Below are 25,565 nucleotides of genomic sequence, written 5' to 3' on the forward strand. Positions count from 1 at the left end.
GATGCCTGAAGTCGTCCTGATCACCGGTGTGTCCCGCAACCTCGGCGGGGCCTTCGCCCGTGCGCTCTCCCTGATCGAGGATGGCCCGGCCCGGATCATCGGCGTCGATGTCATCCCGCCCGCGCATTCGATCGGCCGCGCCGAGTTCCTGCGCGCGGACATCCGCAGCCCGATGATCGGCAAGATCATCGACTCTGCGGCGGTTGACACGGTCGTGCACATGGGCGTCATCGCGACGCCGATCGCCTCTGGTGGCCGCGCCACCCAGAAGGAGATCAACGTCATTGGCACCATGCAGTTGCTCGCGGCCTGCCAAAAGGCGCCCTCCGTGCAGCGGCTCGTGGTCAAGTCGACGGCTGGTGTCTATGGCTCCAGCCACCGCGATCCGGCGATGTTCACCGAGGACATGGCGGCCAAGAAGCTGCCGAATGTCGGCTTCGGCAAGGACTCCGTCGAGGTCGAGGCGTATGTCCGTGGCTTCGCCCGCCGTCGCCCCGATGTCGGCATCACCATGCTGCGCCTGGCGAATGTCATCGGGCCGCGAATGAAGACGGCTATGACCGACTACTTCCGGCTGCCGGTCATCCCCATCCCCCTCGGCTGGGATGCGCGCCTGCAATTCCTGCACGAGGACGATGTGTCGGCGGCCATGGTCGTCGCGACGATGGGTGAGCCGGCCGGCACCGTCAATGTCGCCGGCGATGGCATCATCACCGTCTCGCAGGCGGTCGCGCTCGCGGGTCGTCCGTTCGTGACGATCCCCGCCCCGGCCAGCCGCGCCCTGTCTGGGCTGTTCAAGCGCACCGGCCTGATCGATTTCTCGCCCGAGCAACTCGACCTGCTCGTGCACGGCCGAGGCCTCGACACCACGCGGATGCGCGAGGTGCTCGGCTTCGAGCCGCGCTTCACCACCCGCGCGGCCTTCCAAGATTTTGTGTATGCCGCCCCGCGCCCCATCGACTCCGCCCTCCACGCGCTGTCCGGCGCCGCGGAGGATGCCGGGCTGCGCATTAACGCCATAGCCGGTGCCGTGCCCTTCGGAAGGGGGCTGTGATGGCCGATCCCACACCCCGAACCTCGACCTCGGGCAAGACGTCGAAGAAGACCCCAGCGAAGCCGCCCCGCGCGCAGAGTCAGCCCACCGGCAACGCGACAAAGAGCGCTTCAGGCAGCCCTCGCCGGTCTTCGGTCGCCGCCGGCGCGGCGCGCGCTTCCGGTGAGCGCGCCCGTCGCCGCTCGACTCCGCTCCTGCAGGGCGACGGGGCACCCTCCGACCTGCCCGCGACCACTGCAATGCGTCCGGCGAGCAGCCGCCCGTCAGCGGAGCGACCTGCCGTCAGCCGTCCGCCGGCCGGCCGGCCCGCGACCAGTCGTCCGGCGACCAGTCGTCCGGCTACCCGCGCCACGTCGGCCCGCCGTCCGGCCGAGGCGGCCGCGACGACGCCAGCCGCCGCCGCAGCCGAAAAGCCTGCGGCCCAAGCGAATCCGGCCGACAGGCAGCGCCCGATGCTGCGCGTCGTGCGCGAGCACGAGCGCAATGTGCGACCCACCGCACCGGACCTGAGCCTGCTCATGGACATCGCGCAACGGCTGGCCAGCACGCTGGCGGTGACCCTCGGCATACCCAGGGCAGAAGCCGAACTCAAGGTGGCGCAAGCGCTGGCTTTCATCCGCCGCCGGATGACCGGCGACTATGTCGTCGACGCCTATGGCTACGACGCCGACTTCGCCGAGTCGGTGCTGCTGCCGGTGCTGCGGCCGCTGTTTTACACCTGGTTCCGCACCGAGGTGCGCGGCATCGAGCACATCCCGGCCGAGGGCGCGGCCCTGGTCGTCGCCAACCACTCCGGCACCGTCGCCATCGACTCCCTCATGACGACCGTCGCGATCCACGACAAGCACCCCAACCACCGCGCGCTGCGCGAACTCGGCGCCGACCTGGTCTTCGGCACCCCCGGCCTGGGGATGGTCGCCCGCAAGGGCGGTGCGACGCTAGCCACCAATGCCGACGCCGACCGGCTCCTCGCCGATGGCGAACTCGTCGGCGTCTGGCCCGAAGGGTTCAAGGGGGTCGGCAAGCCCTTCGGCGAACGCTACAAATTGCAGCGCTTCGGGCGGGGCGGTTTTGTCTCCGCGGCCATCCGCGCCGGCGCCCCGATCGTGCCGTGTTCGATCGTCGGGGCCGAAGAGATCTATCCGATGCTCGCCAATATCAAACCGTTGGCGCGGATGCTCGGCCTCCCGTACTTCCCGGTCACCCCGCTCTTTCCGCATTTCGGACCGTTGGGCTTGGTGCCGCTGCCGAGCAAGTGGATCATCGAGTTTGGTCCGCCCATCGAGACGGCGCACCTCGGCCCACACGCGGCCGATGACCCGATGCTCGTCTTCGATCTCACGGACCGCGTGCGGGAGACGATTCAGCAGACGATCTACACCATGCTCGCGCGTCGACGCTCGGCCTTCGCCTGACCCGGGCCAGGTGGCGACCGTGAGCGACGCAGGCCCGAAAGACCCAAGCTGGACGCCCAGCGCACCCCTGACCCTGATCGGCAAGCCCGGCTGTCACCTCTGCGATCTCGTCCGCCCGGTGCTCGCCGCGGCCGCCGAGCGCCACGGACTGGCGCTCGAAGAGGTCGACATTCGCGAGCACCCGAACCTGCTGGCGGCCTATGCCGAGATGATCCCCGTCACATTGATCGATGGCTCCGTGCACGACTACTGGCGGATCGACCAGGCCCGCCTGGACGCCGCGTTGAACGCTCGCCGCTAGGCCCATTCCACGCTGCGCTCACGACTTTGTGCGCTCCTTCACAAGCGCGTAATGTGCTGGGCAGAAGCGGTGATCCGGGATTTTCCCGATCCCACGCAGCAGGGCACGGTCGACGAGGAGGCGAGCTGTGGCGGCAACGGAGTTGCGACGCCGCGGCGTCCCCGACGCCACGGTCGCCCGCCTCCCCGCATACCTCCGGGTCCTCGCCGCGATGGCCGACCGCGGGGTGCGCAGCACCTCCTCCGAGGAACTCGCCGCCGCCGTCGGCGTGCACTCGGCCAAGGTTCGCAAAGACCTCTCGCAGCTCGGGACGTATGGCGTGCGGGGGGTGGGGTATGACGTGCAGCACCTCTCGCTGGAGATCTCCCGCGAGCTGGGGATGACCCGGGAGTGGGCCGTCGTCATCGTCGGCATGGGTCACCTGGGGCGTGCCCTGGCGGGCCACCGCGGGTTCTTCGCCCGGGGTTTTCGCGTGGCCGGCTTGTTCGATGTGGACCCGGCCGTGATTGGTGAGCGGGTTGGAGAGCTGACCATTCAAGACCTCGCCGACCTGCCGGGGACGGTGCGCGGTCGGGATGCGATCGGGGTCATCGCCACTCCTGAAAGCGCCGCGCAACAGGTCGCGGATGCGCTTGTCGCGGCGGGGGTCAGCTCGATCCTCAACCTGGCCGGCGGCAATCTCGCGGTCCCCGACGCGGTGGATGTGCGCCCAGTCGAGGTCGCCGCGGAGCTGCAAATTCTCGCCTTCCTGCGCCAACGCCGAGACTTCGATGTCGACCTGGAGCGGGTGGCGCCATGAGCCTGCTCGTCCTCGGCCTCTCCCACCACAATGCCCCGCTCGACCTGCTCGAGCGCATCTCGCTGGACAGTGAGGGGCGCCGCCGCCTCGCCACCGAGTTGGCGGGCAGCGAGCACATCGCCGAGAGCGTCGTTGTTTCGACGTGCAATCGCACCGAGGTCTATGTCGAGGCCGTGACCTTCCATGGCGCGGTCGCTGCGGTCACCGAGGCGTTGGAGTCGGTGGCGGACCTGCCGCGCGCCGATCTGACCGACCGCCTGGCCGTGCACTTTGAGGACCGCGCGATCGCCCACGCCTTCCGCGTCGCGGGTGGCTTGGACTCGATGGCCGTGGGAGAGAGTCAGATTCGCGCGCAGTTGCGAATGGCGCTGCATGAGGCCCAAGAGGAGCGCGTCGTCGGGCCCGCGCTCAACACCCTCTTCCAGCGCGCCTTGCGCGTCGGCAAGCGCGTCCACACCGACACCTCGATCGACACCGTCTCCGGCTCCCTCGTCGACGCCGGCCTGGCCGCCGCCCGGCCGATCCTCGGCGATCTGTCCGAAGCCAGCGTGGTGGTGGTCGGCGCCGGCGCCATGGCCGCGCTGTCGGCGACGACGGCCCGCCGAGCGGGCGTCGGTCGCCTGGTCATCGCCAATCGCACGCTGTCGCGCGGTGCCGCCCTCGCCGCGCGCGTTGACGGCGAGGCGGTGCGCTTCTCCGAACTCGACGAAGCCCTCGTCGGCGCCGATATCGTCATCGCCTGCATCGGCGCGCCGGGCGTCATCCTCACGGCCGACGATGCCGCGCGCGCCCAGGCGCTGCGCGGCGGGCGCCCGCAGGTCTATCTCGACCTCGCGATGCCCCACGACATCGACCACGCCATCGCCGATCTGCCCGGCACCACCCGACTGGGCCTAGAGCATCTCGGTCTCCTCATCGCGGACTCCGCCAGCGGGCCCCAGGTGCAGGCGGCGACGGATATCGTCACCGCCGAGGTGGCGGCATACCTCACGGAACGCTCCGTGCAAGCGGCGGCGCCGACCATCGCCGCCCTGCGCGCTCGCGCCGTCGAGGTCCTCGACAGCGAACTCGCCCGCCTCCAGGGACGCACCCCGGAGCTGAGCGATGCCGAGCGCCGCGAAGTCGAAATCGCCATGGGTCGGCTGGTCGACAAGCTGCTGCACGGACCCACCCTGCGGGTCAAGGAGCTGGCCGCCAGCGGCCGCATCGGGGCGTATGCCGATGCCCTCGCCGAACTCTTCGCTCTCGATCCCGAGACGGTCGCCACCGTTTCGGCGCCGCCACCCTTCGACCGGGCCAGCGACGAGGGGGCGGCGCGATGAGCCCGCAGCCCATGACGGCCGGCCCACGCACGCTGCGCCTCGGCACCCGCCGCAGCCGCCTGGCGACGACGCAATCCGGCCACGTGGCCGACGCCCTGCAGGCCCTCGGCCACGAGATTGAGCTCGTCGAAATCGTCACCGAAGGCGATATCTCGACGGCGCCGCTGGAACAGATCGGCGGCACCGGTGTCTTCGCGTCGGCGCTGCGAATGGCCTTGCACAACAGCGATATCGACTTCGCTGTCCACTCACTGAAGGACCTGCCGACGACTCCGGAACCTGGTCTCATTGTGGCGGCGACTCCTCGTCGTGAGGATGTTCGCGATGTCGTCATCGCCCGGGACGGCCTCACGCTGGGGGAGTTGCCGCCCGGTTCCGTGGTCGGCACGGGCTCGCCCCGCCGGGAGGCGCAGCTGCGGGCGCTTGGCCTCGGTCTGGAGTTCACGGGCATCCGCGGCAATGTGGAGACGCGCATCGCTCGCGTGACGGCCGGCGATGTGGACGCCATCATCCTGGCCCGCGCCGGCCTGGCCCGACTGGGCCTGACTCACCTCGCCACCGAAGTCCTTGACCCGATTCAGATGCTGCCCGCCGCCGGTCAAGGCGCCCTCGCCGTCGAATGCCGCGCGGACGATGCGGAACTGATCGCGCTGCTGGCTGCCGTCGACGATGCGGATACCCGTGCCTGCATCACCGCCGAACGCACCGTCCTGCGCGAACTTGAGGCGGGCTGCACGGCGCCCATTGGCGTCCTCGGCGAGATCGTCGAGGGGTTCGATGGTCCCGAGCTGTCGTTGCGCGCCTTCGTCGGGACGCGCGCCGGCGCCCTGGAGTTGCGCCGCTCCATGGTCGGTGCGGCCGACGATCCGGAGGGGGTCGGCATACGCCTGGCCCGGCTGCTCCTGGAGGACGGCGCGGCCCAGGCCCGAGAGCCTCGACCACCGACCGACGGCCCGCCGTCAACCCCACCCCCCACCAGCGTGACCGCATCGATGGAGAGCGACCAGTGAGCCCCACGACCACCCCGACCGGGCGCAAGCGCCCGGCTGCCCGCGTGGCCTTTGTCGGCACCGGCCCTGGGGATCCCCGCCTGCTCACCCTCGCCGCGGTGGAGGCCCTCGCGGCGGCCGATGCGATCGTCACCGATCAGTTGACGGCGCTCGATGTCGTGCGCAGCCACGCCTGCCCGGACGCCGAGATCGTCGATGCCTCGCATGGCACGCCGGGCCAGGCCCTCACCCACGCCTCGCGCGCCAAGCTCGTCGTGGCGACAGCCAAGGCGCACCCGGGCGGCCTCGTCGTGCGGCTCATGGACGGCGACCCGGCGACCTTCAACGGGCTGGCCGAGGAGGCCATCGCCTGCCAGAAGGCCGGCATCGCCTTCGAGATCGTCCCGGGAGTCACGGCGGCGACGGCGGTCCCGGCATACGCCGGAATCCCGCTCACTGGGGCCGCGGTCACCGGCGTCCACGTGCTCGCCCCGGGGCAGAGCGGGATCGAGTGGGCGGCATATGCGGACCCCGCCACCACCGTGGTCCTGCTCGGCACCGCGCCCGATCTGGAGACGGGCGCGCAGGCGTTGCTAGCCGCCGGCCGCGACCCCAAAACGCTGGTCGCGCTGACCGAGCACGGCACGACCACTCGGCAGCGCACGCAGGTGTGCGAGTTGCGCGTCGCCGCGCGCACCGTCGCCGGTCTGGGGTTCCCGACGCTGGCGATCCTCGGCCCGACGGTGCCGATGCGCGAGCACCTGTCGTGGTTCGAGTCCAAGCCGCTCTTCGGGTGGCGCGTGCTCATCCCGCGCACGATGGACCAGGCGCAACCGGTGCTCGGCCTGCTCGCCGGACATGGAGCGCACGGCGAGATCGTGCCGACAATCAGCGTCGAGCCGCCGCGCACGCGCCATCAGATGGACAAGGCGATCCGGGGGCTGGTGACCGGTTCGTATGAGTGGATCGGGTTCACCTCGGTCAATGCCGTCAAGGCGGTGCGTGAACTCTTCGAGGAGATCGGTCTGGACGCCCGGGCGCTCGCCGGCTTGAAGGTCGCTGCCGTCGGTGGCGTGACGGCAGAAGCCTTGCGCGCCTGGGGTATTCGCCCCGACCTGGTGCCATCGGGGGAGGCTTCGGCGCGCGGGCTGGTCGCAGAATGGCCCGAATACGATGCCGACCTCGACCCCATCAACAAGGTCTTCCTGCCGCGGGCCGATATCGCGACCGACACCCTCGTCGCCGGCCTGGAGGATCTCGGCTGGAGCGTCGAAGCTGTGACCGCCTACCGCACCGTGCGCGCCGCGCCGCCGAAGCCGGAGGTTCGCGAATCGATCAAGGGCGGCGACTTCGATGCGGTCGTCTTCACCTCCTCCTCGACCGTGCGCAATCTCGTCGGCATCGCCGGCAAGCCCCACGCATCAACGATCGTCGCGTGCATCGGCCCGGCGACCGCGAAGACCGCTGAGGATCATGGCCTGCGCGTCGACGTCCTCGCGCCCGAGGCGAGCGTGCCGGTGCTCATCGAGGCGCTCGCGGACTTCGGTCGCGGCCGGGCGGCCGCGGCTCTCGAGGCGGGGGAAGTCTTGCGCCGGCCGAGCGAGAAGCGCCGCAGCACTGCGCGCCGCCGGGCCCGCTCGTGATGCCGGCTGCCGGGGGTATGCCGTCGGGCACCTTCCCGAGCGTTCGGCCCCGCCGGTTGCGCACTTCAGCCGCGATGCGGCGGCTGGTCGCGCAGACCCGGCTGCACCCGGCTGATCTGATCCTGCCGGTCTTTGTGCGGGAAGGGATCGATGAGCCGCAGCCGATCGGCGCGATGCCGGGGGTCGTGCAGCATACGATCGAATCCCTTGTCGCAGAAGCACATCGGTGCGTCGACGCGGGGCTCGGGGGCATCATGCTCTTCGGAGTGCCGCTGGCGAAGGACGCGGAGGGCTCGGGCGCGGACGACCCTGAAGGCATCCTCAATGTCGCCACACGGGCGGTGGTCGACGCGGTCGGGGATCGGCTCGTCGTGATGACCGATCTGTGCCTGGATGAGTTCACGTCGCACGGGCACTGCGGGGTCCTCGACGCGGCCGGGCGGGTCGACAATGACGCGACGCTGCAGCGGTATGCCGCGATGGGACTCGCTCAGGCGCACGCAGGTGCGCACGTGCTCGGTCTCTCGGGGATGATGGACGGCCAGGTTGGGCACGTCCGCGCGGCCCTGGACGCCGAAGGTTTCCAGGACGTCGTGATCCTTGCCTATACGGCGAAATACACCTCCGGTCTCTATGGGCCCTTCCGCGAGGCGGTCGCGAGCTCGCTCGTCGGAGACCGGGCGGCATACCAACAAGACCCGCCGAACGCGACCGAGGCCTTGCGCGAACTCGCGCAAGACCTCGCCGAAGGGGCCGATATCATCATGGTGAAACCGGCCGGCCCACACCTCGATATCGTCGCCGCCGTGGCGGCCGCGAGCCCGGTTCCCGTTGCGGCATACCAGATTTCGGGGGAGTACTCCCAGATCATCGCCGCCGCCGATCGCGGCTGGATCGACCGCGACCGGGTGATGCTCGAGTCCCTGATCGGCATCCGCCGCGCCGGTGCCCAGCTGATCCTGACCTACTTCGCCCTCGACGCCGCCGCCCTCCTGTAAGAGCCAACAGCTCCCGCCGCGGGCGTCAGGCCTGCTTGAGCAGCTGGACGTCGAGGACGATCTTGATCTTGTCGGAGACGAGCACGCCGCCGCCCTCGATGGCGGCATTCCAGGTCAGGCCCCAGTCGGCGCGCTTGATCTCGGCCTCGGCCTCGAAGCCGGCCTTGGTGTTGCCCCACGGGTCGGCCTGGACGCCATTGAAGTCGACCTCGAAGGTGACGGGCTTGGTGGTGTCCTTGATCGTCAGATCGCCGGTCAGTTTCTCGCCGTCGAAGGAGGTGGAGACGAAGCGCATCGTCGGGTAGTTCTCGACGTCGAAGAAGTCCGCGCTCTTCAGGTGCGCGTCGCGGTCGGCGCTGCGGGTGTCGACAGAGGCCATCTGGACCGTGACATCGACGGTGGAGGCGGTGACGTCCTCGGCGACCACGACGGTGCCGGCGACATCGGCGAAGTTGCCGCGCACCTTGCTGACCATCAGGTGGCGGGCGACGAAGCCGACCTCGGTGTGGCTGGGGTCGATCGCCCAGGTGCCGGCGGGGAGGTTCTTGATATTGCTCATAGTGCTCATCCTTGGGGGAGTTCGTCGTTCGCGGTGGGTACGATCATTAATATTTCAACGAAATCGACGATCGTCAAGTCGGCAATGGTTGCGCGTTCTACGACAGGCCCCTTTACCTGGCAGAATGGGCCCCGATGACCTCCTCATCTGCCGCGTCTGACGACACGCGCTGGCTCACCGAATCCGAGCAGCAAGCGTGGCGCTCGTACCTGCGCGCCACCCGGCTCCTGGAGGTCGCCCTCGATCGCGACCTGTCCCACCACGGCACCCAGCTGTCCGAATACGAAGTTATCTCCATGCTCTCCGAGGCACCCGACGGTCGCATGCGAATGTCTGCCCTCGCCGACCTCGTCGTGCAGTCCCGCAGTCGCATCACGCACACGGCCGCTCGCCTCGAGAAGCGCGGCTGGGTCCGCCGCGAGGCCTGCCTCGACGACCGCCGCGGCGTCGAACTCGTCCTCACCGACGCGGGCAAGGCGAATATCGACCAGATGGCCAGGTGCCATGTCACCTCGGTCCGTGAGCACCTCATCGAAGTGCTGGAGCCCCAAGAGTTCCTCGCCCTCGGCACCGCCTTGCAAAAGGTCCGCGACCACCTGGCCCAGCCCGGCCAGGCCGGCGACTCCCTGCGCTGACGCCCGACGAGTTCGGGAAACACGCCGAGCATCCCGGGCTGCCATCGGCGTGTTTCCCGAACTCGACCGAGGCCGGGCCCCGTTCGCCCGTCTGAGAGACTTGGACGTATGCCGTCCGCTCACCCCTCCCCGGCCCCCGCAGCGCCTCTTCACCCCAGTGACGCTCCCGCCTCGGAGGCGCTCTTCGCCCGCGCCCGCCGCGTCGTCCCCGGCGGCGTCAACAGCCCGGTCCGCGCCTTCAGGTCCGTCGGCGGCACGCCGCGATTCGTCACCAGCGCCCGCGGTGCCTACCTGACCGACGCCGACGGCCGCGAGTATGTCGATCTGATCGGCTCGTGGGGCCCGATGATCCTCGGTCACACCCACCCGGACGTGCTGCGCGCCGTGACCGAAGCAGCCGGCCGCGGCTTCTCCTATGGCACACCGAGTGAGAACGAGATCGCCCTCGCCGAGGAGATCGTCGCGCGCATCGAGCCGGTCGAGCAGGTGCGCCTGGTCTCCAGCGGAACGGAGGCCACCATGAGTGCACTTCGCCTGGCCCGCGGCATCACCGGCCGCTCGCGCGTCGTGAAGTTTGCCGGCTGCTATCACGGGCATGTCGATGCCCTGCTCGCCGCCGCCGGCTCGGGCGTCGCGACCTTCGGCCTGCCCGACTCGGCCGGCGTCCCGCAAAGCGCCGCAGCCGAGACGATCGTCTTGCCCTACAACGACATTGAGGCGCTCGAGGCGGCCTTTGCCGCCGATGGCGAGCACATCGCCGCGGTCATCACCGAGGCTGCCCCGGGCAATATGGGCGTCGTTCCGCCGCTGCCCGGCTTCACCGAAGCGCTGCGCCGGATCACCCGCGCGCACGGCGCCCTGCTCATCTCCGATGAGGTGATGACCGGCTTCCGCTGCAGCCGGGCCGGGTGGTACGGCCTGGAGGGTCCGTATGACAGTGGTGCCCCCGATCTGTTCACCTTCGGCAAGGTCATGGGCGGGGGCTTCCCCGCGGCGGCTTTCGGCGGCAGTGCGGCCCACATGGCATACCTCGCCCCCGACGGCCCCGTCTACCAAGCCGGCACCCTCTCCGGAAACCCCGTCGCCACCGCCGCCGGGCTCGCGACCCTGCGCGGCTGCACCGACGACGTCTACTCCCACCTGACCACGACCGCCCACACCATCGCCGACGCCGCGGCCGCAGAACTCACGAAAGCCGGTGTGCCACATACGATCCAGTGGGCCGGCTCGATGTTTAGCATCTTCCTCACCGAGGGCCCGGTGACCAACTACGACCAGGCCAAGACCACCAGCAGCCCGGCCTACGCCGCCTTCTTCCACAGCATGCTCGACCAGGGCGTCCACCTGCCGCCGAGCGCCTATGAAGCATGGTTCGTCTCCGCCGCCCACGACGACGCGGCCCTGGACCGGGTCGTCGAAGCCCTCCCGGAGGCCGCGCGAGCCGCCTCAGAATCCTTTGCGACAATCGCGCCATGAGCGAGCGCACCCTGGTCCACCTCCTGCGCCATGGCGAGGTGCACAATCCGGACAAGGTCCTCTATGGGCGCCTCGACGGCTTCCACCTCTCCGAGCGCGGCCGGGCGATGGCGCAGGTTGTCGCCGATCACCTCCACGGCCGCGATATCACCCACCTGGTCTCCTCCCCGCTGATCCGCGCGCAAGAAACGATGGCCCCGCTCGCGGAGCGCCTCGGCCTCCCGGTCACCTTGGACGAGCGCGTCCTGGAGGCGACGAATCGCTTCGAGGGCCAGCAGGTCAGCCTTGCAAATCTGTTGCGCCCCAAGAACCTTGCCAAGATGCACAACATCACCAAGCCGTCCTGGGGCGAGCCCTATGTCGAGATCGTCGAGCGCATGAGTGCCGCCGTCGACGCCGCCCGAGCGGCCGGCACCGGCCACGAAGCGGTCATCGTTTCCCACCAACTGCCGATCTGGATGATGCGCAGCGCCGCCGAAGGTCGCCGCCTCTGGCACGACCCGCGCAGCCGTGAATGCTCGCTCGCCTCGGTCACGACGATCGCCTTCGACGGCCGCGAGATTGCGTCGGTGTCGTATGCGGAACCGGCCCGGCACCTGATCTCCGATGCCACCGCGAGCGTCGGCGCGTGAGCCCCTCTCGCCGCGCGGCCATTCTCGCTGCCCTCACCGCGGCCGCGGCCCTGAGCCTGGCCGGATGCACAGGCAATGACATCGCCAACCAGGCCAAGGCCGGCGACGGCAAGGGCTATATCGCCGGCGATGGCACCAGCGAACTCATCCCCGAAGCCAAGCGCGGCGAGCCCGTTGTCCTGACGGGCACCACCGTCGACGGGGCGGCATACGACAGCAGCACCGGCCGCGACAAGCTCCTCGTCGTCAACATCTGGGCCTCCTGGTGCGGCCCGTGTGACAAGGAAGCCCCCGACCTGGTCGCGGTCGCTACCGACCCGACGGTGACGGCTCAGGCGGACTTCCTCGGCATCAACTTCCGCGAGGAGGCGACGACCGGCAAGGCGCAGGTCGAGGAGTGGAAGCTGCCATACCCCAGCCTCAGCGACCCCGGCGGCAAGGCGGTGCTGATGCTGCAGGGCAAGGCCAATGCGATGCCATCGACCCTGGTCCTCGACCGGCAGGGCCGGATCGCCGCCCGCATTTCCGGGCCCATCACGGCTTCGACCCTGACCGGCCTGATCGAGGATGTCGCCGGGGGCCCCGCCTCGTGAGTCAGCTCGTGGCGGGCGCCTCGCAGACGGTGGCCTCGGGCGCGTTGCCCGTCGCCATCGCCATCGCGGCCCTCGCCGGCCTGGTCTCCTTCGCCTCCCCGTGCGTGCTCCCGCTAGTCCCCGGATTCCTGGGGTATGTCGCGGGTGCCGGCCCCTCGCCCATCGCACCGACACCCGCACCCACCGCGCCGCGCGGGGTTGTCGCGGCGCCCGCCCGCAGCCGGGTCGTGCTGGGCACGCTGCTCTTCATCGCCGGCTTCAGCGCCGTCTTCATCCTGATGGCCCTATTCGTCACCGGCATCGGACGGGCCTTTTGGGAGCATCAAGAAGCCTTGACCCGGATCGGCGGGGCAATCGTCATCGTCATGGCGCTGGTCTTCCTCGGCGCCGGCACCCAGCGCACCCTCGCCCCGCGCTGGCGGCCGCGCATGGGCCTGCTCGGGGCGCCCGCACTCGGCGCCGTCTTCGGGATCGGCTGGACCCCCTGCTCCGGCCCGACCCTCGGCGCGGTACTCGCGATGGCCACCGCGACCGAGCCGAGCGTGGGGCGCGCGGTAACGCTCGCGACGGCATACTGCCTCGGCCTCGGCCTGCCCTTCCTCGTGATGGCGGCGGCCTGGGAGCGGGCGGGCCGCTTCAACGCCTTCCTGCGCCGGCACAGCCGCCGCATCCACCTAGCCGGCGGCTTGCTCTTGCTCGCCGTCGGGATTCTGCTGGTCAGCGGCCTATGGGCGCGGATCATGAGTTGGCTTCAGGTGCACGCCATCGGCGGTTTCGAGGTTTTCCTGTGACCGCCCAGAGCGCCCGCATCCAGCAACCCAGCCTCGGCCCGCTCGGTTGGGCCCGCTGGGCCTGGCGCAACCTCACGAGTATGCGGACCGCGCTGCTCCTGCTGCTGCTGCTCGCGGTCGCCGCCTTGCCCGGGTCCATCTGGCCGCAGCGCTCGATCAACCCGACCCGCACCTCGGACTACATCGCCCGCCATCCGACGATGGGCCCGATCCTGGATCGGCTCGGGTTCTTCGAGGTCTATGCGACCCCGTGGTTCTCGGCGATCTATCTGCTGCTGCTTATCAGCCTGATCGGCTGCGTCCTGCCCCGCACGCGAATCCACCTTCGCCACCTGCGCGGCCGCCCGCCGCGCGTGCCGGCTCGCCTCGACCGGCTCCCGGCGTATGCCGAGCGCGACCTCGACGCCGACCCCGACGTCGCGCTCGCCAGCGTGAAGGCCGCGCTTGGCCGGCGCTATCGGGTGGACGTGCGCGACGGGCATACCCTCGCAGCGGAGAGCGGCTATGCGAAGGAGACCGGCAACCTGCTCTTCCATACCGCCCTGATCGGTGTCATCGTCGGCGTCGCGGTCGGGCACGTGTGGGGGTGGAAGGGCGATGTCATCGTCCCGGTTGGCGGGAGCTTTTCTGACACGGCGATCAACTACGACACCCTCGATCCCGGGCCGCGCGTCGACACCGCGAAACTGCCGCCCTTCACCTTGACCCTGGATCGCTTCGACGCGAGCTTCGAGGACCGCGTGGGCGGTGGCCAGTTCGGGCAGCCGCGGGACTTCTCGGCATACCTGCGCACCACCGACTCTCCCGGTGCGCCGGAGCAGTCGCACGTGCTGAAGGTCAACCACCCGGTCGAAATGAGCGGGGCCGCGATCTTCCTGCTCGGCAATGGCTATGCCGCCGATGTGACCGTGAAAGATTCGCGCGGCAAAGTGGTTTACACGGGACCGACGGTCTTCCTCGCGCGGGACAACAACTACACCTCCTCCGGCGCGATCAAGGTCCCCGGCGCCCAGCCGAAAGAACTCGGCTTCTTCGGCAATCTGCTGCCCACCGGTGTCATCACCCAGGACCAGGGCCCGATCTCGATCTTCCCTGACGCGCGCGACCCCAAGATGGCGCTAGGGCTGTATGAAGGCGAGCTCAACCCTGGGGGGCTGTCGGGGTCGGTCTATACCTTGAACACCAAGGAGATGACCCAGGTCAAGGACACCAATGGCGAGCCGCTGCGCATCTGGATCGCGCCGGGGGAGACGGTGCAATTGCCCGGCGACCGCGGGTCGATCACCTTCAACAAGGTGGTCCGCTGGGCCGGCCTGTCGATCCGCCACGACCCGGCCAAGGACCTGACGCTGTGGTCTTCGCTCCTGGCACTGGCCGGGCTGATCGCCTCGCTGCTGATCCGCCGCCGCCGAGTCTTCGCCCGCGTCGAGGCCTTGCCGGCGGGTGGCTCCCGCGTGCGCCTGGGCGCGCTCGCCAAGGGCGACGACTCCGGCCTGCAGGACTACCTCGATCGGCTGGCCGCCGGACTGCCGAGTCGGTGACCTGCAAGACTGCGGGCATGCGTCATACCTCTGCCCTGCGCGGTGGACACCTATCAAAGTGGCTGGCGCAAGGTGTATGTCGCGGAGGAAGGCCGGCCGATCATCGGCCGGGTCGGGACCTATGTCGAGAAGCTGGTTGCCGCGTGGCGCGTGGGGGACAAGGCGGCGGCTGGTCGCTATGCCACGCCCGAGGTCGTCGCCTCGCTATGGCGCACTTCCGGTGGGCCGGCCGGGTCGAGTTGGACGCGCTTGTCCTCGCGGGCGTGGACGTACAACGGCGTCACCGTTACCTACACCTCCCCGAAGGGGACGGTCGTCTTCAGCGTCGCCCCCAATCTCGCGGCGGCCGACAAACCCCAGGCCGTCACTGCCGTCCGCTGAGGCCTAAGGGGCCTGTCAGGACCCCGTGAGAGGATGCCCGCGTTATGACACGTGAAGTTCTGGAGCAGTACTCACTGGTGAGCCTCTACTCCGCCATCGTGGTCCTCACGCTGGCGATGCTCGGGTTCATCGTCTATCTGGCGCGCTCGGCGGCGGCCGCGCCGCGTGATGCCGTGGAGCCGGCGCGCGCCGACGTGCTCGTCGGGGCCGGCGGTCCGGCGGTTCACCGGTCGCCGGATGGACCGGGCGATGATGCGGCGAGCGCGAGTGGGCTGGTCAAGGCGCGCAAGGCCGCCGGGCCGGCGCGCATGCTCACCGGGCTCGCCACGCTGCTCGTCGGGGTCTCGATCCTCTTCCGCGGCCTGTCCGTGCACCGTCCGCCGCTGGGCAACCTCCACGAGTTTGTCGCCGCCGCGTCCTTTGTGCTGCTGCTGTCCTTCTGCCTCTGGGGCTTGAAGCGCAATGTCGACTGGCTCGGCGCCTTCGTCACGGCGCCCGTGCTGCTCATGCTCGGCTCGGCCACCACCTTCTGGTACACCGAGGCCGCCCAGCTCATGCCCTCCTTGAAGTCCGGCTGGCTGGTCATCCACGTGACGGTCGCGACGATTTCGGTGGGTGTTTTCACGCTCGCCGCAATGGTCGGTCTGGCCTATCTGCTGGTCGACCGCGCGGAGGCTCGGGGCGGCGGGGCACCCGGCCGCCTCGCCGGTCTGCGGCGCGTGCTGCCGCCCGCCCCCGAACTGGAGCGGCTGTCATACGGCCTGCACGTCATCGCCTTCCCGCTGTGGACTTTCACCCTGATCGCCGGCGCCATCTGGGCGCGGCAGGCCTGGGCGTCCTACTGGAACTGGGACCCCAAGGAGGTGTGGACCTTCGTGATTTGGGTGGTGTATGCCGCCTACCTGCACGCCCGCGCCACCACCGGGATCAGCCGCCAGAAGGCGACCTATATCGCGCTCGCCGGCTTCGCGTGCATCATCATCAACTACTCCATCGTGAATATGTACTTCGTCGGCCAGCACAGCTATTCAGGGGTATGACGTGGTCCGCTACACCCTGCTGCGTTTCCTGATCTTCTTCGGCTGCCTTGGCCTGCTCTGGCTGCTCGGGCTGCGCGACCGCTCGCAGCAGCCGTGGCTGCTGGTTGGTGCGGCGACCCTCTCGGTGCTGATCTCGTACTTCGCCTTGCGCCCGCTGCGCCAGGACACCGTCGACAAACTCAGCAACCGGGTCGAGGGCCGGCTCGCCGCCAAGCGCGCCGACTCCGATGAGGCCATCGAAGACGCTGCCACGCAAGACGCGGCCACCGACGCCGACTTCCGCTGACCCTGACTTCCGCCGGTCACGGGACGTTTTTCGGGGTTTTCTAACTGGTGCTAGCACCACGCAGTCGACCGGCGCGGACGACCTAGGAACCGACTCACGGCCCGACCCGCGTCAGGCCAGGAACAGGCCGAGGGTGAGCAGGACGGCATACACCAGCTGGGTGCGGCCGGTGCCTTCGAGCACGGGGATCAGGTCACGCCCTCGAGCGCCGCGGGCGACGCGCGCCACCTGCTGCAGGCCCAGCGGTGCAGCGAGGAAGGCAAGCAGCGCCCAGGGGGCGGAGACGGCATACATCAGCACCGTGAAAAGGGCGCTGATCACCAAAAAGGCATAGAACGAGCGGGTTTTCGCATCGCCCCAGCGCACGGCGAGGGTGAGCTTTTCGGCCTCGCGATCGCTCGGCAGGTCGCGCAGATTGTTCGTCACCATCAGCGCGGTGGCGAGAGCGCCGACGCCATACGCCCCCAGCACCCCCACAACGCTCAGCGCGTGCGCCTGCGTCCACATCGTGCCGAGCGTTGCGACGAGCCCGAAGAAGACGAAGACGAACGGCTCGCCCAGCCCGCGATAGCCATAGGGCCGCTTGCCACCGGTGTAATACCAGGCCGCGAGGATGGCCGCCGCGCCGACCCAGAGCAGGTTCATCGTGCCGGCCAGCGCGCACAACGCCAGGCCCGCGAGCCCGGCCAGGCCGAAGAAGCCGAAGGCCATCACCTTCACATGCCGCGGATCCGCCAGGCGCTGCCCGACCAGCCGCACCGGCCCGACCCGTGCCTCGTCAGTGCCGCGGACGCCATCGGAATAGTCATTGGCATAGTTCACGCCGACCTGCAGCGCCAGGGAGACCAGCAGCGCCAGCAGCGCCAGACCGAAGTCCTCGCGGTCGAGTTGCGCGGCGGCACCGGTGCCGACGAGGACGGGTGCAACGGCGGCGGGCAGGGTCCGGGGGCGGGCACCGGCGACCCACTGGGCAGGCGTAGCCATGAGAAGGATTCAGTCCTCGGTCAAACGAAAGGGTCAGAGATTGCGCAGGAAGTCGGGGTCGTCGTCTGGTCCCTTGGGGCGCGGCGGACGGGGCCGACCGGTCTCACGGCCGGGCAGGGCGAGCGCCCGCGGCCGGCCGGCGAACCACCAGCCAGCGGGGCCGGCATACGGGAACAGCAAGATGACGAAAACCCACACGACCTTGGGCAGGCCGCGCACCTGCTCCTCCGGCGTCTGCACGCAGTCGACCAGCGTGTAGATCGCGAGGACCAGGGCGATCAGCCCCGGCAGGAAGCGCAGCATGCCCCTATTGTCCCACCATCGCGGCGATCGCCCGCCGGTCGGGCTTGCCGGGGCCGCGCTCGGGCAGGTGCGGCAGGACGCGCACCACCTTGGGCAGGGCGTATGCCGCCAGCTCACCCCGCAGCCGATCCCGCACCTCATCGCGGGTCGGCGGGTGCTCGCCGGTCACCGCGAGCGCGACGATCTGGCCCCACTCAGGGTCCGGAACCCCCACGGCGACAACGCTTTTGAGCCCGGGGTATGCCGTGAGCACCGCCTCCTCCACCACCCGCGGGTGCACTTTGAGCCCGCCGGTGGTGATCACATCATCGCGTCGCCCGTGGACGGTGAGCCGGCCGTCGGGGTCGAGGGCGCCGAGGTCGTCGGTGGCGAACCAGCGCTTCCCATCCCGGGTGGTGAAGTTCGCCGCAGTCAGGTCGGGGCGCCCGAGATAGCCGTGGGCGATCATCGGGCCGCCGAGGTGGATCCGCTCGTCCTCATCGATGGCAATCTCGACCCCCGGCAGCGGCCGACCGTCATAGACACAGCCGCCAGCGCTCTCGCTCATGCCATAGGTCGCGACCAGCCGCACGCCCGCCGCCAACGCGCGCTCCCGCAGTGTGAGCGGAACCGCGCTACCCCCGACGAGCACGACGGCGAACCGCCGCAGGGCCGCCGCACCGGCCGGGTCGTCGAGCAGCCGGCCCACCTGGGTCGGGACGAGGGAGGTGTATGCCGTCTCGCCCGTCAGCGCCGCCGTCGCCGCGGCGAAAGCCTGCGGCGTGAACCCAGCGTCGCGATCCATGATGACGGGCGTCGTCCCGGAAAGGATTGAGCGGACCAGCACCTGCAGGCCGGCGATGTGCTGGGGCGGGATAGCCAGCAGCCACTGGCCGGGGCCGTGCAGGACGGCATACGTCCCGGCGGCGCTGGCGCGCAAGCTGTCGGCGTCGTGCAGCGCGAGCTTGGGCTCGCCCGTGGAGCCGGAGGTGCCGACCGCGAGGACCAGGCCAGGTGGGAGGTCGTTGGGATCGTGCGGGGGCAGGGGAGGGGGTGCGCCGACATACGGCCGCAGCGCCGGGCCGCCGTTCAGGGCATCGCGCAGCCGGGCCAGCAGGGCGCTCGGGTCGACGAGCTCGAGCGTGCTCAGACGTCCTGCCCCGCGAGGAAGGCCTTGGCGCGATCCTTCGGGCGCCCGATGATCGCGACGCCATCGCGCACGAGGATCGGGCGCTGCAGCAGTCGCGGGTGGGCGAGCAGGGTGGCGACCACCGAATCGGCGTCATCGATGTCGTCGTGCTCGAGGCCCTGCTCGACGAAATAGGCGTCCCGGCGCACCAGATCGCCGACGGGATCGCGAAGAATCGCGATGAGATCGCGCAGCTCGGCCTCGGTGAGCTGCTGCTTGAGGTAGTTGCGGACCGCCACCGCCGCGCCGACGTCCTCGGCGTTCTCCAGCGCCGCGCGGGAGGTCGAGCAGGCCGGATTGTGCAGGATCGTCGTCTCACTCACGCTCGCCACTTTAAGCGCTCGCCGAGGCTGGGCGCGGACTGGCAGGCTGGGCGGGTGGACGTGCGCTGGCTGTGGATCTTCCTCGATGTGCCGACCCCGGCGGATGAGCTATGGCAGTTCTGGGCCGACGCCACGGGCACGCAGGTGGTCGACGTGCGCGGGGCGGGCGGCGAGTTCGCGACGTTGGCGCCGCCGGCCGGAGATCCGTGGGTGAAGCTGCAAGCAGTCGGCGACGACGGGGGAGTGCATCTCGACCTCGATGTCGAGGATCCCTCGGCCGCAGCGCTTTTCGCGATCGGGCTCGGCGCGCGGGAGGTCTTCCGCTATCCCGGGGATGGGTATGTCGTGCTCCGCTCGCCCGGCGGCTTCGTCTTCTGCCTGACGACCTGGCATGGCGCTGCGCGTCAGGAGCGCGGCGGCGCGGTCCTGCTCGACCAGCTCTGTCTCGATATTCCGGCGGATCAGTGGGAAGCCGAGTGCGCTTTCTGGGGTGCGCTCATGGGGATCGAGCCGGTGACGGGGTCGATGAATCAGTTCCGCGTTCTGCCGCGACCACGCCACCTGCCGGTCCGAATCCTATTGCAGCGCAACGACACCGAAGGCGGCGTGGTGACGGGACACCCGGATCTCGCCTGCGCCGACCGGGCGCGAACCCGCGCGGAACACGAGGGGCTGGGCGCACGGCATACGGCTGAGTGGACGCACTGGAGCGTCATGACCGCCCCGGGCGGGCAGGTCTACTGCCTCACCGATCGGCGCCCCGCGACGGGGACCTTGTGAGCGCGTGAGCCTCAGTCGGCGTCTTCGATGAGGTCCACCAACTGCGGGGCGTCGTCGAAGAGCATGACGAGATAGCCCTCGTTCATCGCCAGATCGGGGGTGATCCGCCGCCGGTAGGTCACCTGCCACAGCCGCTCGTGGACGGGCGCTGCATGCCAATCGGTCAATTCGGCGATCGCGTAGTCGTTGCCGCTGCCGAAGACTCCGCCCTCGTGGAAGTCGTCCGTGCGCCGCCAGAAGGCCGCCCGCAACTCGCTGCGCGCCGAGGCGCCGCTCCTCCTCCGCCGCGTCGAGGTCCTGGTCGAGTCCGATCCGGTAGATCGGCTCCATCTGCCGCTGATAGGACTGCACGACGCCGATCGCCTGCTCGGCCGTGAAAGGCGGCACCGGCCGCGCCAACTGGTCGCTGTCGTGCTCGGTGGGTATGCCGTCGACCGCACCGCGCGGGCGTGCTCGCCCAGATCCTCCGGAACCGACGGGTGATCCCAGCCCCACATCCAGGCGGAGTCCGCCGTGTTCAGGGTGCCGACGATCTGCACCGGCGCCACCGCCTGTTGGCCCCTCGTGGGTGAAGGTGATCGTGCCCTCGGTGATATTGACCGCCCAGGCCGCCTCGCGCAGGTTCATGAAGCGGTCTTGCAGGATGGTCTGCAATTGCAGGTGGCGCGTCGCCTTGGCCACCAGGGCGTCCCAGGGCAGGTCGACGTCGCTGGCCGGCTGGGAGAGGTCGGTCAGGATCGGACTCCGTCAATCATGGTTCTCGTGAGGGCCCAGCCTGCCATGCCGGGCCGGGTGCGCGCGCCGCTGACCGGTGGTTGCTTGCCGGCCGGCTTTCGGAGTGCTCCTCGCCAGCGGTGGCGCTCGTGTCCGGCGGTGCTGGCAGGATTCATCGGGTGTCCGCCCTTGAGTTCGCCCAGGCCCTGATCGCCGCGGCGATCCGGGAGGGGGTGTCCGAGATCGTGCTGTGCCCCGGCTCGCGCTCCGCGCCGCTGGCGTATGCCGCGTATGCCGCCGAGCAGGCCGGCTTGGTGCGTCTGCATGTGCGGGTGGACGAGCGGTCGGCGGGCTTCCTGGCTGTTGGTTTGGCCAAGACCTCGCGCGTCCCCGCCGCGGTGATCACCACCTCCGGAACGGCCGTGGCCAATCTGCACCCGGCCGTCTTGGAGGCGCACCACGCGAAGGTTCCGCTGCTTGTCCTCTCCGCGGATCGGCCTGCGGCACTTCGTGGTTCGGGCGCCAACCAGACGACGACCCAGCCGGGCATCTTCCCGGGGGCGGTGCGTTTCGAGGCCGATGTGGCGGGCGAGGTAGCCGCTCCGATCGTTGGGACGGACGGTGCCTCCGCGCTCGATCTCGGTGCCGTCGAGTCGCTCATGTCGACGGCCATCGCCGCCGCGCTCGGGTCACCCGCGGGTGAAATCCCCAGGCACGACCCAGGCCCCGTTCACCTGAACGTCTGCCTCGCCGAGCCCCTGGTGCCGGATTCCTGGCCGCTACTCTCACCCGCCGCCTCGACCGCCCCGGCCAAGTTGACACGTGGAACGGTCGCCACGGTCGAGCGTCACGCTGGGGAAGTTTGCTGCGGCCAGGGCGACAGCAAAGTTCCCCACCGAACCACCCTGGTTGTCCTCGGCGATCTCGTGGACGCCCACGACCGCCCGCAGGTGGTGGCCTGGGCTGCACAGCACGGCTATCCCGTCATCGCCGAACCCTTCGGCGAGCGGGCCGACGACGAGCCCGGTGTCCTCCCGCATGGCCCGCTCCTGCTCACCGATGCCACCTTTGTCGACGCCCATGCGCCCGAGCGCGTCATCGTCGTCGGTCGCACCACTTTGTCCCGTCCGGTCACCGCCCTGCTTCGCCGCCCGGGCCTGCGCGTTGAGGCCCTCACCGACACGCAGCGGTATGCCGATCCTGCTGGGGTCGTCGCCCACGCCACCGACCTGCACGCGACACTCGCGCACGCGGCATCTGCGACCCACCGCACTGCCACCCAAGCCGCTGTCACCCACCCAGATCACGGCCCGTGGGCTCGCGCCTGGCACGAGGCCGGCACAGCCCTCGCGGCGGCCGTCGCCGACGACCCGCCAGCCTGGCCGAGCGGTCTCGCCATCGCGCGAACCGTCATCGACGCCCTCCCCGAGGACGCGATTCTGTTCACCGGCCCATCAAATCCGGTGCGAGACATCGACTTCGGCGTATGCCGCGTGCCCCCCGGCTGCGCCATCCTCGCCTCCCGTGGCCTCGCGGGCATCGACGGCTGCGTCTCCACCGCCATCGGGATCGCGCTCGCTGAGCCGGACCGGCCGACATACGCCCTGATGGGCGACCTGACCTTCCTGCACGACACGAACGGCCTGCTCATCGGCCCCGCCGAACCCCGCCCGAACCTGACCATCGTGGTCGTCAACGACCAAGGCGGCGGCATCTTCGGGCTCCTCGAGCCTGGCCGGGCGGCCCTGACCGAACCCTACGAACGGCTCTTCGGCACCCCGACGACAACCGATCTCGGCGCACTCGCCGGAGCCCACGGCATACTGCATGACCTCGCCACCACCTCGGAAGCGCTCGCCGCCAGCGTGAGCCAGACCCCGAACGGCCTACGCGTCATCGAGGTGCCCATCGATCGCGCCGGTCACGAGGACGCCCACGCCCACCTGCGCGCCACCGCCGCCCGCGCTAACGCCTGACCTACCGACTGGTATCGGCCGTGATCGCGACCAGTACCAGGCGGTAGCCCGGGCGTTAGGTCGCGCACGCCCGCCCGCCGCGCCGCCACGGCCCGAGCAGGCGTCAGGCCTTGACCGCGTGGTGCAGGGCCACGATGCCGCCGGACAGATTGCGCCAGCGCACCGAACTCCACCCGGCGTCGGCGATGATCTGCGCCATCTCGCGCTGCGCGGGCCAGGCCCGGATCGACTCGGCCAGATAGACATACGAGTCCGGGTTCGAGCTGACCCGACGGGCCACGGGCGGCAACGACCGCATGAGGTACTCGTTGTAGATCGTCCGGAAGGCCTTGTTCGTCGGCGCCGAAAACTCGCACAGCACGAAGCGCCCACCCGGCTTCGTCACCCGGGCAAACTCCCGCAGCGCCAGCGAAGAGTCCGACACATTCCGCAACCCAAAAGACATCGTCACCGCGTCAAAAGAGTTGTCCGCGAACGGCAATCGCAGTGCATCGGCCGCCGTGAACCCCAAGTCCGCACGCCGGCGCTTCCCGACCTTGAGCATCCCCAGCGAGAAGTCCGCCGGAATCACGCGCACCCCACGTCGGCATAGGGCTCCGAACTCGTCCCCGTCCCTGCCGCGATGTCCAGCACCGTCTCCCCAGCAACCGCCGCCACCGCCGCGACCACCTGCTTGCGCCACCGCCGGTCCTGTCCAAGGCTGAGCACGTCATTGGTCACGTCATAGCGAGCGGCGACGTCATCGAACATCGCCGCGACCTCGGTCGGGTCCTTCTCCAGGCTGGCGCGACTCATGCGCCCATCATCCCTCACGCCCCGACCGGACCCGTGTCACACCCATCGGCTGCCGTTCTCGGCGCGCGGGAGTCGTAGGCTTGCCGCCGATGTCCACCCTGCCCGCCGCCGGACCCGCGCGCCTGATCGCTCGCACGGTCGAGATCCCCGAAGCCGTCGCCGCGGACCTGCTGACCCTCATCCCCGCCGCGACCCCGGCTTCGCAGGTCTGCTCGTGGGTGCGTCATGGCGAGGGTCTCGTCGGCTGGGGCAGCGCCCTCGACTTCGCCACGCGCGGGTCCGATCGCTTCGCCCAAGCGGCCGACTGGTGGCGGGAGGTATGCAGTGCGGCCGTCGTCCGCGACGACCTCGCCCGCCCCGGCACCGGCCCGATCGCCTTCGGCTCCATGGCGTATGCCGCAGCCTCCCAAGACGATTCGCGCCTGGTCGTGCCCTCCGTTGTCGTCGGTCGTCGCTCCGGCCGGGCCTGGCTGACGACCGCCACGGTCGGCGAAGCCGTCCCCGCCACCCCCGAACTCATCCCCGCGAGCGACCCTTCCAGCCCCGGCGAGATCGCCTTCGCCGACGGCCCCAAGACTGCGGCCGAGTGGGAGATCGCGGTCGCCGAAGCCGTCACCCGCATCACCCGCGGCGACCTCGACAAGGTCGTCCTCGCCCGCGCACTCGTCGCCCAGGGGGAGCAACCCATCGAACCGCAATGGCTGCTGCGGCGGCTCGCGGCGGCATACGCCAACACGTGGGTCTTCGCCGTCGCCGGCCTGGTCGGCGCGACCCCCGAGATGCTCGTTCGCCTTGATCGCGGGCTCGCGACCTCCCGCGTGCTCGCCGGCACCATCCGGCGCACCGGCGACGACGACCACGACCTCGCCCTCGCCGCGTCGCTCGCCCGCTCCTCCAAGGACCTGGAGGAGCATGAGTATGCCGTGCGTTCCGTCGCCGATTCCCTTGCGCGACACTGTGGTTCGATGAATGTTCCGGAGACACCATTCGTCCTGCACCTGCCCAATGTCATGCACCTCGCGACCGACGTCGCGGGCGCCGTCGATGACGGCTCGACCTCCCTGGAACTCGCCGCCTCGCTGCACCCGAGTGCGGCGGTCTGCGGCACCCCTACCCCCGCCGCGGACGCCCTCATCACCGAGTTGGAGGGCATGGATCGCGGGCGCTACGCCGGCCCGGTCGGTTGGATGGATGCCGCGGGCGATGGCGAGTGGGGCATCGGCCTGCGTTCCGGTCGCCTCGACGAGGCCGATCCGCGCACGATCACGCTCTATGCCGGCTGCGGAATCGTCGCCGGTTCGGATCCCGACGACGAGGTCGCCGAATCGGACGCCAAGTTCCTCCCGATGCGCGACGCACTCACGGCGCGTATTTGACGCCGCCGCCTGGCGGCTAAGGCCCCGTGACGCGCCTCCTCCTGCCTAGCCTGAGGAACGGGCCCGGGCCGCCGGGCGCCGGATGCGAGAGGAGCGCCAGATGACGCAACCGAACCAGTTCTCCTCGGGCGAGGCCGTGGACAAGGCCAAGGAGTATGCCCGCGAGCACCCCGAACAGGCCGATGCCGCCTTCGACAAGGTCGAGCAGGTCATTAGCGAGCGCACCGGCGGCCGCTTCGATTCGATGATCGAGCAGGGCCGCGAAGCCTTGGAGGATGCGCTCGGTATGCCGGACGAGACAGTTCCCGCCCCGCCGACGACCCCCGAGCAGCCGGCACCGCCGTCGCAGCCTGCCCCGCCCGCACAGCCCACCGAGCCTGCCGAACCCGCCGAGACGGCGCCTCCGACCCAGCCAGCCCCGCCCACCGAACCCACGCCGCCGGCCGAGCCGACGCCCCCGGCCGAACCCACACCGCCGGCCGAACCCACCCGGCCTGCGGACCCGAGCGCCCCACCGGCGACACCGACGGATCCCGTGCCGCCCCAGCCCAGCGAGCCGACGATCCCCAGCGCCCCGCCCGCGGAACCGGGAAGCACGCCGACCACGCCCGTTCTCCCAGTGGATGGAGCCGCGACTTAGGCAAGCCTTACTTCCCCCGCCGTGCGCAGGCTCGCCTAGACTCGCTCAGTT

The 25,565-nt window shown here is 70.1% G+C and carries 28 protein-coding genes and 2 pseudogenes; 22 read left to right on the forward strand and 8 right to left on the reverse strand.

Annotated elements, in window-relative coordinates:
* Position 1: 1 nt before the first annotated feature.
* The 8 genes from ABD225_RS01505 to hemB all read left to right on the forward strand — a co-directional run bounded on the left by ABD225_RS01505 (position 2) and on the right by hemB (position 8,521).
* Entirely contained in the window at positions 2–1,054 is a 1,053-nt protein-coding gene (locus tag ABD225_RS01505) for an NAD-dependent epimerase/dehydratase family protein (protein ID WP_344080209.1), read from the forward strand.
* Between the two features lie 452 nt (positions 1,055–1,506).
* On the forward strand, positions 1,507–2,469 hold the full coding sequence (locus ABD225_RS01510; protein WP_344080211.1) for a lysophospholipid acyltransferase family protein: 963 nt from the start codon (positions 1,507–1,509) through the stop codon (positions 2,467–2,469).
* Positions 2,470–2,488: 19 nt separating this feature from the next.
* Complete coding sequence (locus tag ABD225_RS01515; RefSeq protein WP_344080213.1) at positions 2,489–2,770, forward strand: glutaredoxin family protein; 282 nt, start codon at positions 2,489–2,491, stop codon at positions 2,768–2,770.
* 127 nt (positions 2,771–2,897) lie between these two features.
* Positions 2,898–3,569 carry a redox-sensing transcriptional repressor Rex gene (locus tag ABD225_RS01520; RefSeq protein WP_344080216.1) on the forward strand — a complete coding sequence of 224 codons (672 nt, stop codon included), beginning with the start codon at positions 2,898–2,900 and terminating at the stop codon, positions 3,567–3,569.
* A complete protein-coding gene (locus ABD225_RS01525; RefSeq protein ID WP_344080219.1) occupies positions 3,566–4,891 on the forward strand; it encodes a glutamyl-tRNA reductase in 1,326 nt (441 codons plus the stop codon). Before ABD225_RS01520 ends, ABD225_RS01525 begins: the two co-directional genes overlap by 4 nt.
* Positions 4,888–5,901 (forward strand): hydroxymethylbilane synthase, encoded by a 1,014-nt coding sequence (gene hemC, locus ABD225_RS01530; RefSeq protein ID WP_344080221.1) that lies wholly within the window; start codon positions 4,888–4,890, stop codon positions 5,899–5,901. The genes ABD225_RS01525 and hemC overlap by 4 nt, the downstream gene beginning before the upstream one ends.
* Positions 5,898–7,523: a bifunctional uroporphyrinogen-III C-methyltransferase/uroporphyrinogen-III synthase gene (locus tag ABD225_RS01535; protein WP_344080224.1), complete on the forward strand. Its 1,626-nt coding sequence runs from the start codon at positions 5,898–5,900 to the stop codon at positions 7,521–7,523. Before hemC ends, ABD225_RS01535 begins: the two co-directional genes overlap by 4 nt.
* Positions 7,523–8,521, forward strand: coding sequence for a porphobilinogen synthase (gene hemB / locus ABD225_RS01540; protein WP_344080227.1), 999 nt, complete (start codon positions 7,523–7,525; stop codon positions 8,519–8,521). The genes ABD225_RS01535 and hemB overlap by 1 nt, the downstream gene beginning before the upstream one ends.
* A gap of 25 nt (positions 8,522–8,546) precedes the next feature.
* Here hemB and ABD225_RS01545 read toward each other — a convergent pair whose 3' ends face one another.
* Entirely contained in the window at positions 8,547–9,080 is a 534-nt protein-coding gene (locus ABD225_RS01545) for a YceI family protein (protein ID WP_344080230.1), read from the reverse strand.
* A gap of 134 nt (positions 9,081–9,214) precedes the next feature.
* Here ABD225_RS01545 and ABD225_RS01550 point away from each other — a divergent pair, with 134 nt between their 5' ends.
* From ABD225_RS01550 to ABD225_RS01590, 9 genes are all read left to right on the forward strand, one after another.
* Entirely contained in the window at positions 9,215–9,715 is a 501-nt protein-coding gene (locus tag ABD225_RS01550; RefSeq protein ID WP_344080233.1) for a MarR family winged helix-turn-helix transcriptional regulator, read from the forward strand.
* A 108-nt stretch (positions 9,716–9,823) separates the two neighbouring features.
* Entirely contained in the window at positions 9,824–11,191 is a 1,368-nt protein-coding gene (gene hemL / locus ABD225_RS01555) for a glutamate-1-semialdehyde 2,1-aminomutase (RefSeq protein ID WP_344080236.1), read from the forward strand.
* Positions 11,188–11,823: a histidine phosphatase family protein gene (locus ABD225_RS01560; RefSeq protein WP_344080238.1), complete on the forward strand. Its 636-nt coding sequence runs from the start codon at positions 11,188–11,190 to the stop codon at positions 11,821–11,823. The genes hemL and ABD225_RS01560 overlap by 4 nt, the downstream gene beginning before the upstream one ends.
* Complete coding sequence (locus ABD225_RS01565; protein ID WP_344080241.1) at positions 11,820–12,416, forward strand: TlpA family protein disulfide reductase; 597 nt, start codon at positions 11,820–11,822, stop codon at positions 12,414–12,416. The genes ABD225_RS01560 and ABD225_RS01565 overlap by 4 nt, the downstream gene beginning before the upstream one ends.
* Positions 12,413–13,207 carry a cytochrome c biogenesis CcdA family protein gene (locus tag ABD225_RS01570; protein ID WP_344080244.1) on the forward strand — a complete coding sequence of 265 codons (795 nt, stop codon included), beginning with the start codon at positions 12,413–12,415 and terminating at the stop codon, positions 13,205–13,207. The genes ABD225_RS01565 and ABD225_RS01570 overlap by 4 nt, the downstream gene beginning before the upstream one ends.
* A complete protein-coding gene (gene resB, locus ABD225_RS01575; RefSeq protein WP_344080247.1) occupies positions 13,204–14,748 on the forward strand; it encodes a cytochrome c biogenesis protein ResB in 1,545 nt (514 codons plus the stop codon). The genes ABD225_RS01570 and resB overlap by 4 nt, the downstream gene beginning before the upstream one ends.
* Before the next feature lie 42 nt (positions 14,749–14,790).
* Entirely contained in the window at positions 14,791–15,129 is a 339-nt protein-coding gene (locus ABD225_RS01580) for a hypothetical protein (RefSeq protein WP_344080249.1), read from the forward strand.
* A gap of 44 nt (positions 15,130–15,173) precedes the next feature.
* Positions 15,174–16,169, forward strand: a complete 996-nt coding sequence (gene ccsB / locus ABD225_RS01585; protein ID WP_344080252.1) for a c-type cytochrome biogenesis protein CcsB — start codon at positions 15,174–15,176, stop codon at positions 16,167–16,169.
* Between the two features lies 1 nt (position 16,170).
* Positions 16,171–16,455 (forward strand): DUF4229 domain-containing protein, encoded by a 285-nt coding sequence (locus ABD225_RS01590; protein WP_344080255.1) that lies wholly within the window; start codon positions 16,171–16,173, stop codon positions 16,453–16,455.
* Between the two features lie 111 nt (positions 16,456–16,566).
* On the opposite strand, the gene ABD225_RS01595 is transcribed toward ABD225_RS01590, so the two are convergent.
* The 4 genes from ABD225_RS01595 to ABD225_RS01610 are packed head-to-tail and all read right to left on the reverse strand — an operon-like array spanning position 16,567 to position 19,233.
* Entirely contained in the window at positions 16,567–17,439 is an 873-nt protein-coding gene (locus ABD225_RS01595) for a 1,4-dihydroxy-2-naphthoate polyprenyltransferase (RefSeq protein ID WP_344080258.1), read from the reverse strand.
* 33 nt (positions 17,440–17,472) lie between these two features.
* Positions 17,473–17,742, reverse strand: a complete 270-nt coding sequence (locus ABD225_RS01600) for a PLD nuclease N-terminal domain-containing protein (RefSeq protein WP_344080261.1) — start codon at positions 17,740–17,742, stop codon at positions 17,473–17,475.
* Positions 17,743–17,746: 4 nt separating this feature from the next.
* Positions 17,747–18,871: an o-succinylbenzoate--CoA ligase gene (gene menE / locus ABD225_RS01605; RefSeq protein ID WP_344080688.1), complete on the reverse strand. Its 1,125-nt coding sequence runs from the start codon at positions 18,869–18,871 to the stop codon at positions 17,747–17,749.
* A complete protein-coding gene (locus tag ABD225_RS01610; protein WP_344080264.1) occupies positions 18,868–19,233 on the reverse strand; it encodes an ArsC/Spx/MgsR family protein in 366 nt (121 codons plus the stop codon). The genes menE and ABD225_RS01610 overlap by 4 nt, the downstream gene beginning before the upstream one ends.
* Before the next feature lie 54 nt (positions 19,234–19,287).
* Here ABD225_RS01610 and ABD225_RS01615 point away from each other — a divergent pair, with 54 nt between their 5' ends.
* Positions 19,288–20,013 carry a VOC family protein gene (locus ABD225_RS01615; RefSeq protein WP_344080267.1) on the forward strand — a complete coding sequence of 242 codons (726 nt, stop codon included), beginning with the start codon at positions 19,288–19,290 and terminating at the stop codon, positions 20,011–20,013.
* Positions 20,014–20,024: 11 nt separating this feature from the next.
* Here the strand turns inward: ABD225_RS01615 and ABD225_RS01620 are convergent, their stop codons facing one another.
* Positions 20,025–20,264: a hypothetical protein gene (locus ABD225_RS01620; protein ID WP_344080270.1), complete on the reverse strand. Its 240-nt coding sequence runs from the start codon at positions 20,262–20,264 to the stop codon at positions 20,025–20,027.
* Here ABD225_RS01620 and ABD225_RS01625 point away from each other — a divergent pair.
* Positions 20,239–20,496 (forward strand): hypothetical protein, encoded by a 258-nt coding sequence (locus ABD225_RS01625; RefSeq protein WP_344080273.1) that lies wholly within the window; start codon positions 20,239–20,241, stop codon positions 20,494–20,496. The genes ABD225_RS01620 and ABD225_RS01625 overlap by 26 nt on opposite strands.
* Before the next feature lie 8 nt (positions 20,497–20,504).
* On the opposite strand, the pseudogene ABD225_RS18640 reads toward ABD225_RS01625, so the two are convergent.
* Positions 20,505–20,561: pseudogene (locus tag ABD225_RS18640) on the reverse strand (hypothetical protein); the annotation flags it as partial.
* A 345-nt stretch (positions 20,562–20,906) separates the two neighbouring features.
* Here ABD225_RS18640 and menD point away from each other — a divergent pair.
* The gene (gene menD / locus ABD225_RS01630; RefSeq protein WP_344080276.1) at positions 20,907–22,703 is read left to right on the forward strand and encodes a 2-succinyl-5-enolpyruvyl-6-hydroxy-3-cyclohexene-1-carboxylic-acid synthase; all 1,797 of its coding nucleotides are present in this window, start codon (positions 20,907–20,909) and stop codon (positions 22,701–22,703) included.
* Positions 22,704–22,806: 103 nt separating this feature from the next.
* Here menD and ABD225_RS01635 read toward each other — a convergent pair.
* A pseudogene (locus ABD225_RS01635) lies at positions 22,807–23,498 on the reverse strand (demethylmenaquinone methyltransferase).
* A gap of 89 nt (positions 23,499–23,587) precedes the next feature.
* Between ABD225_RS01635 and ABD225_RS01640 the strand changes: the two are divergent.
* Positions 23,588–24,874: an isochorismate synthase gene (locus tag ABD225_RS01640; RefSeq protein WP_344080279.1), complete on the forward strand. Its 1,287-nt coding sequence runs from the start codon at positions 23,588–23,590 to the stop codon at positions 24,872–24,874.
* A 100-nt stretch (positions 24,875–24,974) separates the two neighbouring features.
* Complete coding sequence (locus ABD225_RS01645; protein WP_344080282.1) at positions 24,975–25,514, forward strand: antitoxin; 540 nt, start codon at positions 24,975–24,977, stop codon at positions 25,512–25,514.
* The last annotated feature ends 51 nt before the right edge of the window (positions 25,515–25,565 follow it).

This window comes from Nostocoides veronense, assembly GCF_039531185.1.
Taxonomy (GTDB): domain Bacteria; phylum Actinomycetota; class Actinomycetes; order Actinomycetales; family Dermatophilaceae; genus Nostocoides_A; species Nostocoides_A veronense.

Bases quoted from the DNA above. Each gene is read 5' to 3' on its own strand.
- ABD225_RS01505 (WP_344080209.1), top strand. From the start codon at position 2: ATGCCTGAAGTCGTCCTGATCACCGGTGTGTCCCGCAACCTCGGCGGG.
- ABD225_RS01510 (WP_344080211.1), top strand. From the start codon at position 1,507: ATGCTGCGCGTCGTGCGCGAGCACGAGCGCAATGTGCGACCCACCGCA.
- ABD225_RS01525 (WP_344080219.1), top strand. From the start codon at position 3,566: ATGAGCCTGCTCGTCCTCGGCCTCTCCCACCACAATGCCCCGCTCGAC.
- hemC (WP_344080221.1), top strand. From the start codon at position 4,888: ATGAGCCCGCAGCCCATGACGGCCGGCCCACGCACGCTGCGCCTCGGC.
- hemB (WP_344080227.1), top strand. From the start codon at position 7,523: ATGCCGGCTGCCGGGGGTATGCCGTCGGGCACCTTCCCGAGCGTTCGG.
- ABD225_RS01545 (WP_344080230.1), bottom strand. From the start codon at position 9,080: ATGAGCAATATCAAGAACCTCCCCGCCGGCACCTGGGCGATCGACCCC.
- ABD225_RS01550 (WP_344080233.1), top strand. From the start codon at position 9,215: ATGACCTCCTCATCTGCCGCGTCTGACGACACGCGCTGGCTCACCGAA.
- hemL (WP_344080236.1), top strand. From the start codon at position 9,824: ATGCCGTCCGCTCACCCCTCCCCGGCCCCCGCAGCGCCTCTTCACCCC.
- ABD225_RS01560 (WP_344080238.1), top strand. From the start codon at position 11,188: ATGAGCGAGCGCACCCTGGTCCACCTCCTGCGCCATGGCGAGGTGCAC.
- ccsB (WP_344080252.1), top strand. From the start codon at position 15,174: ATGACACGTGAAGTTCTGGAGCAGTACTCACTGGTGAGCCTCTACTCC.
- ABD225_RS01595 (WP_344080258.1), bottom strand. From the start codon at position 17,439: ATGGCTACGCCTGCCCAGTGGGTCGCCGGTGCCCGCCCCCGGACCCTG.
- ABD225_RS01600 (WP_344080261.1), bottom strand. From the start codon at position 17,742: ATGCTGCGCTTCCTGCCGGGGCTGATCGCCCTGGTCCTCGCGATCTAC.
- ABD225_RS01640 (WP_344080279.1), top strand. From the start codon at position 23,588: ATGTCCACCCTGCCCGCCGCCGGACCCGCGCGCCTGATCGCTCGCACG.
- ABD225_RS01645 (WP_344080282.1), top strand. From the start codon at position 24,975: ATGACGCAACCGAACCAGTTCTCCTCGGGCGAGGCCGTGGACAAGGCC.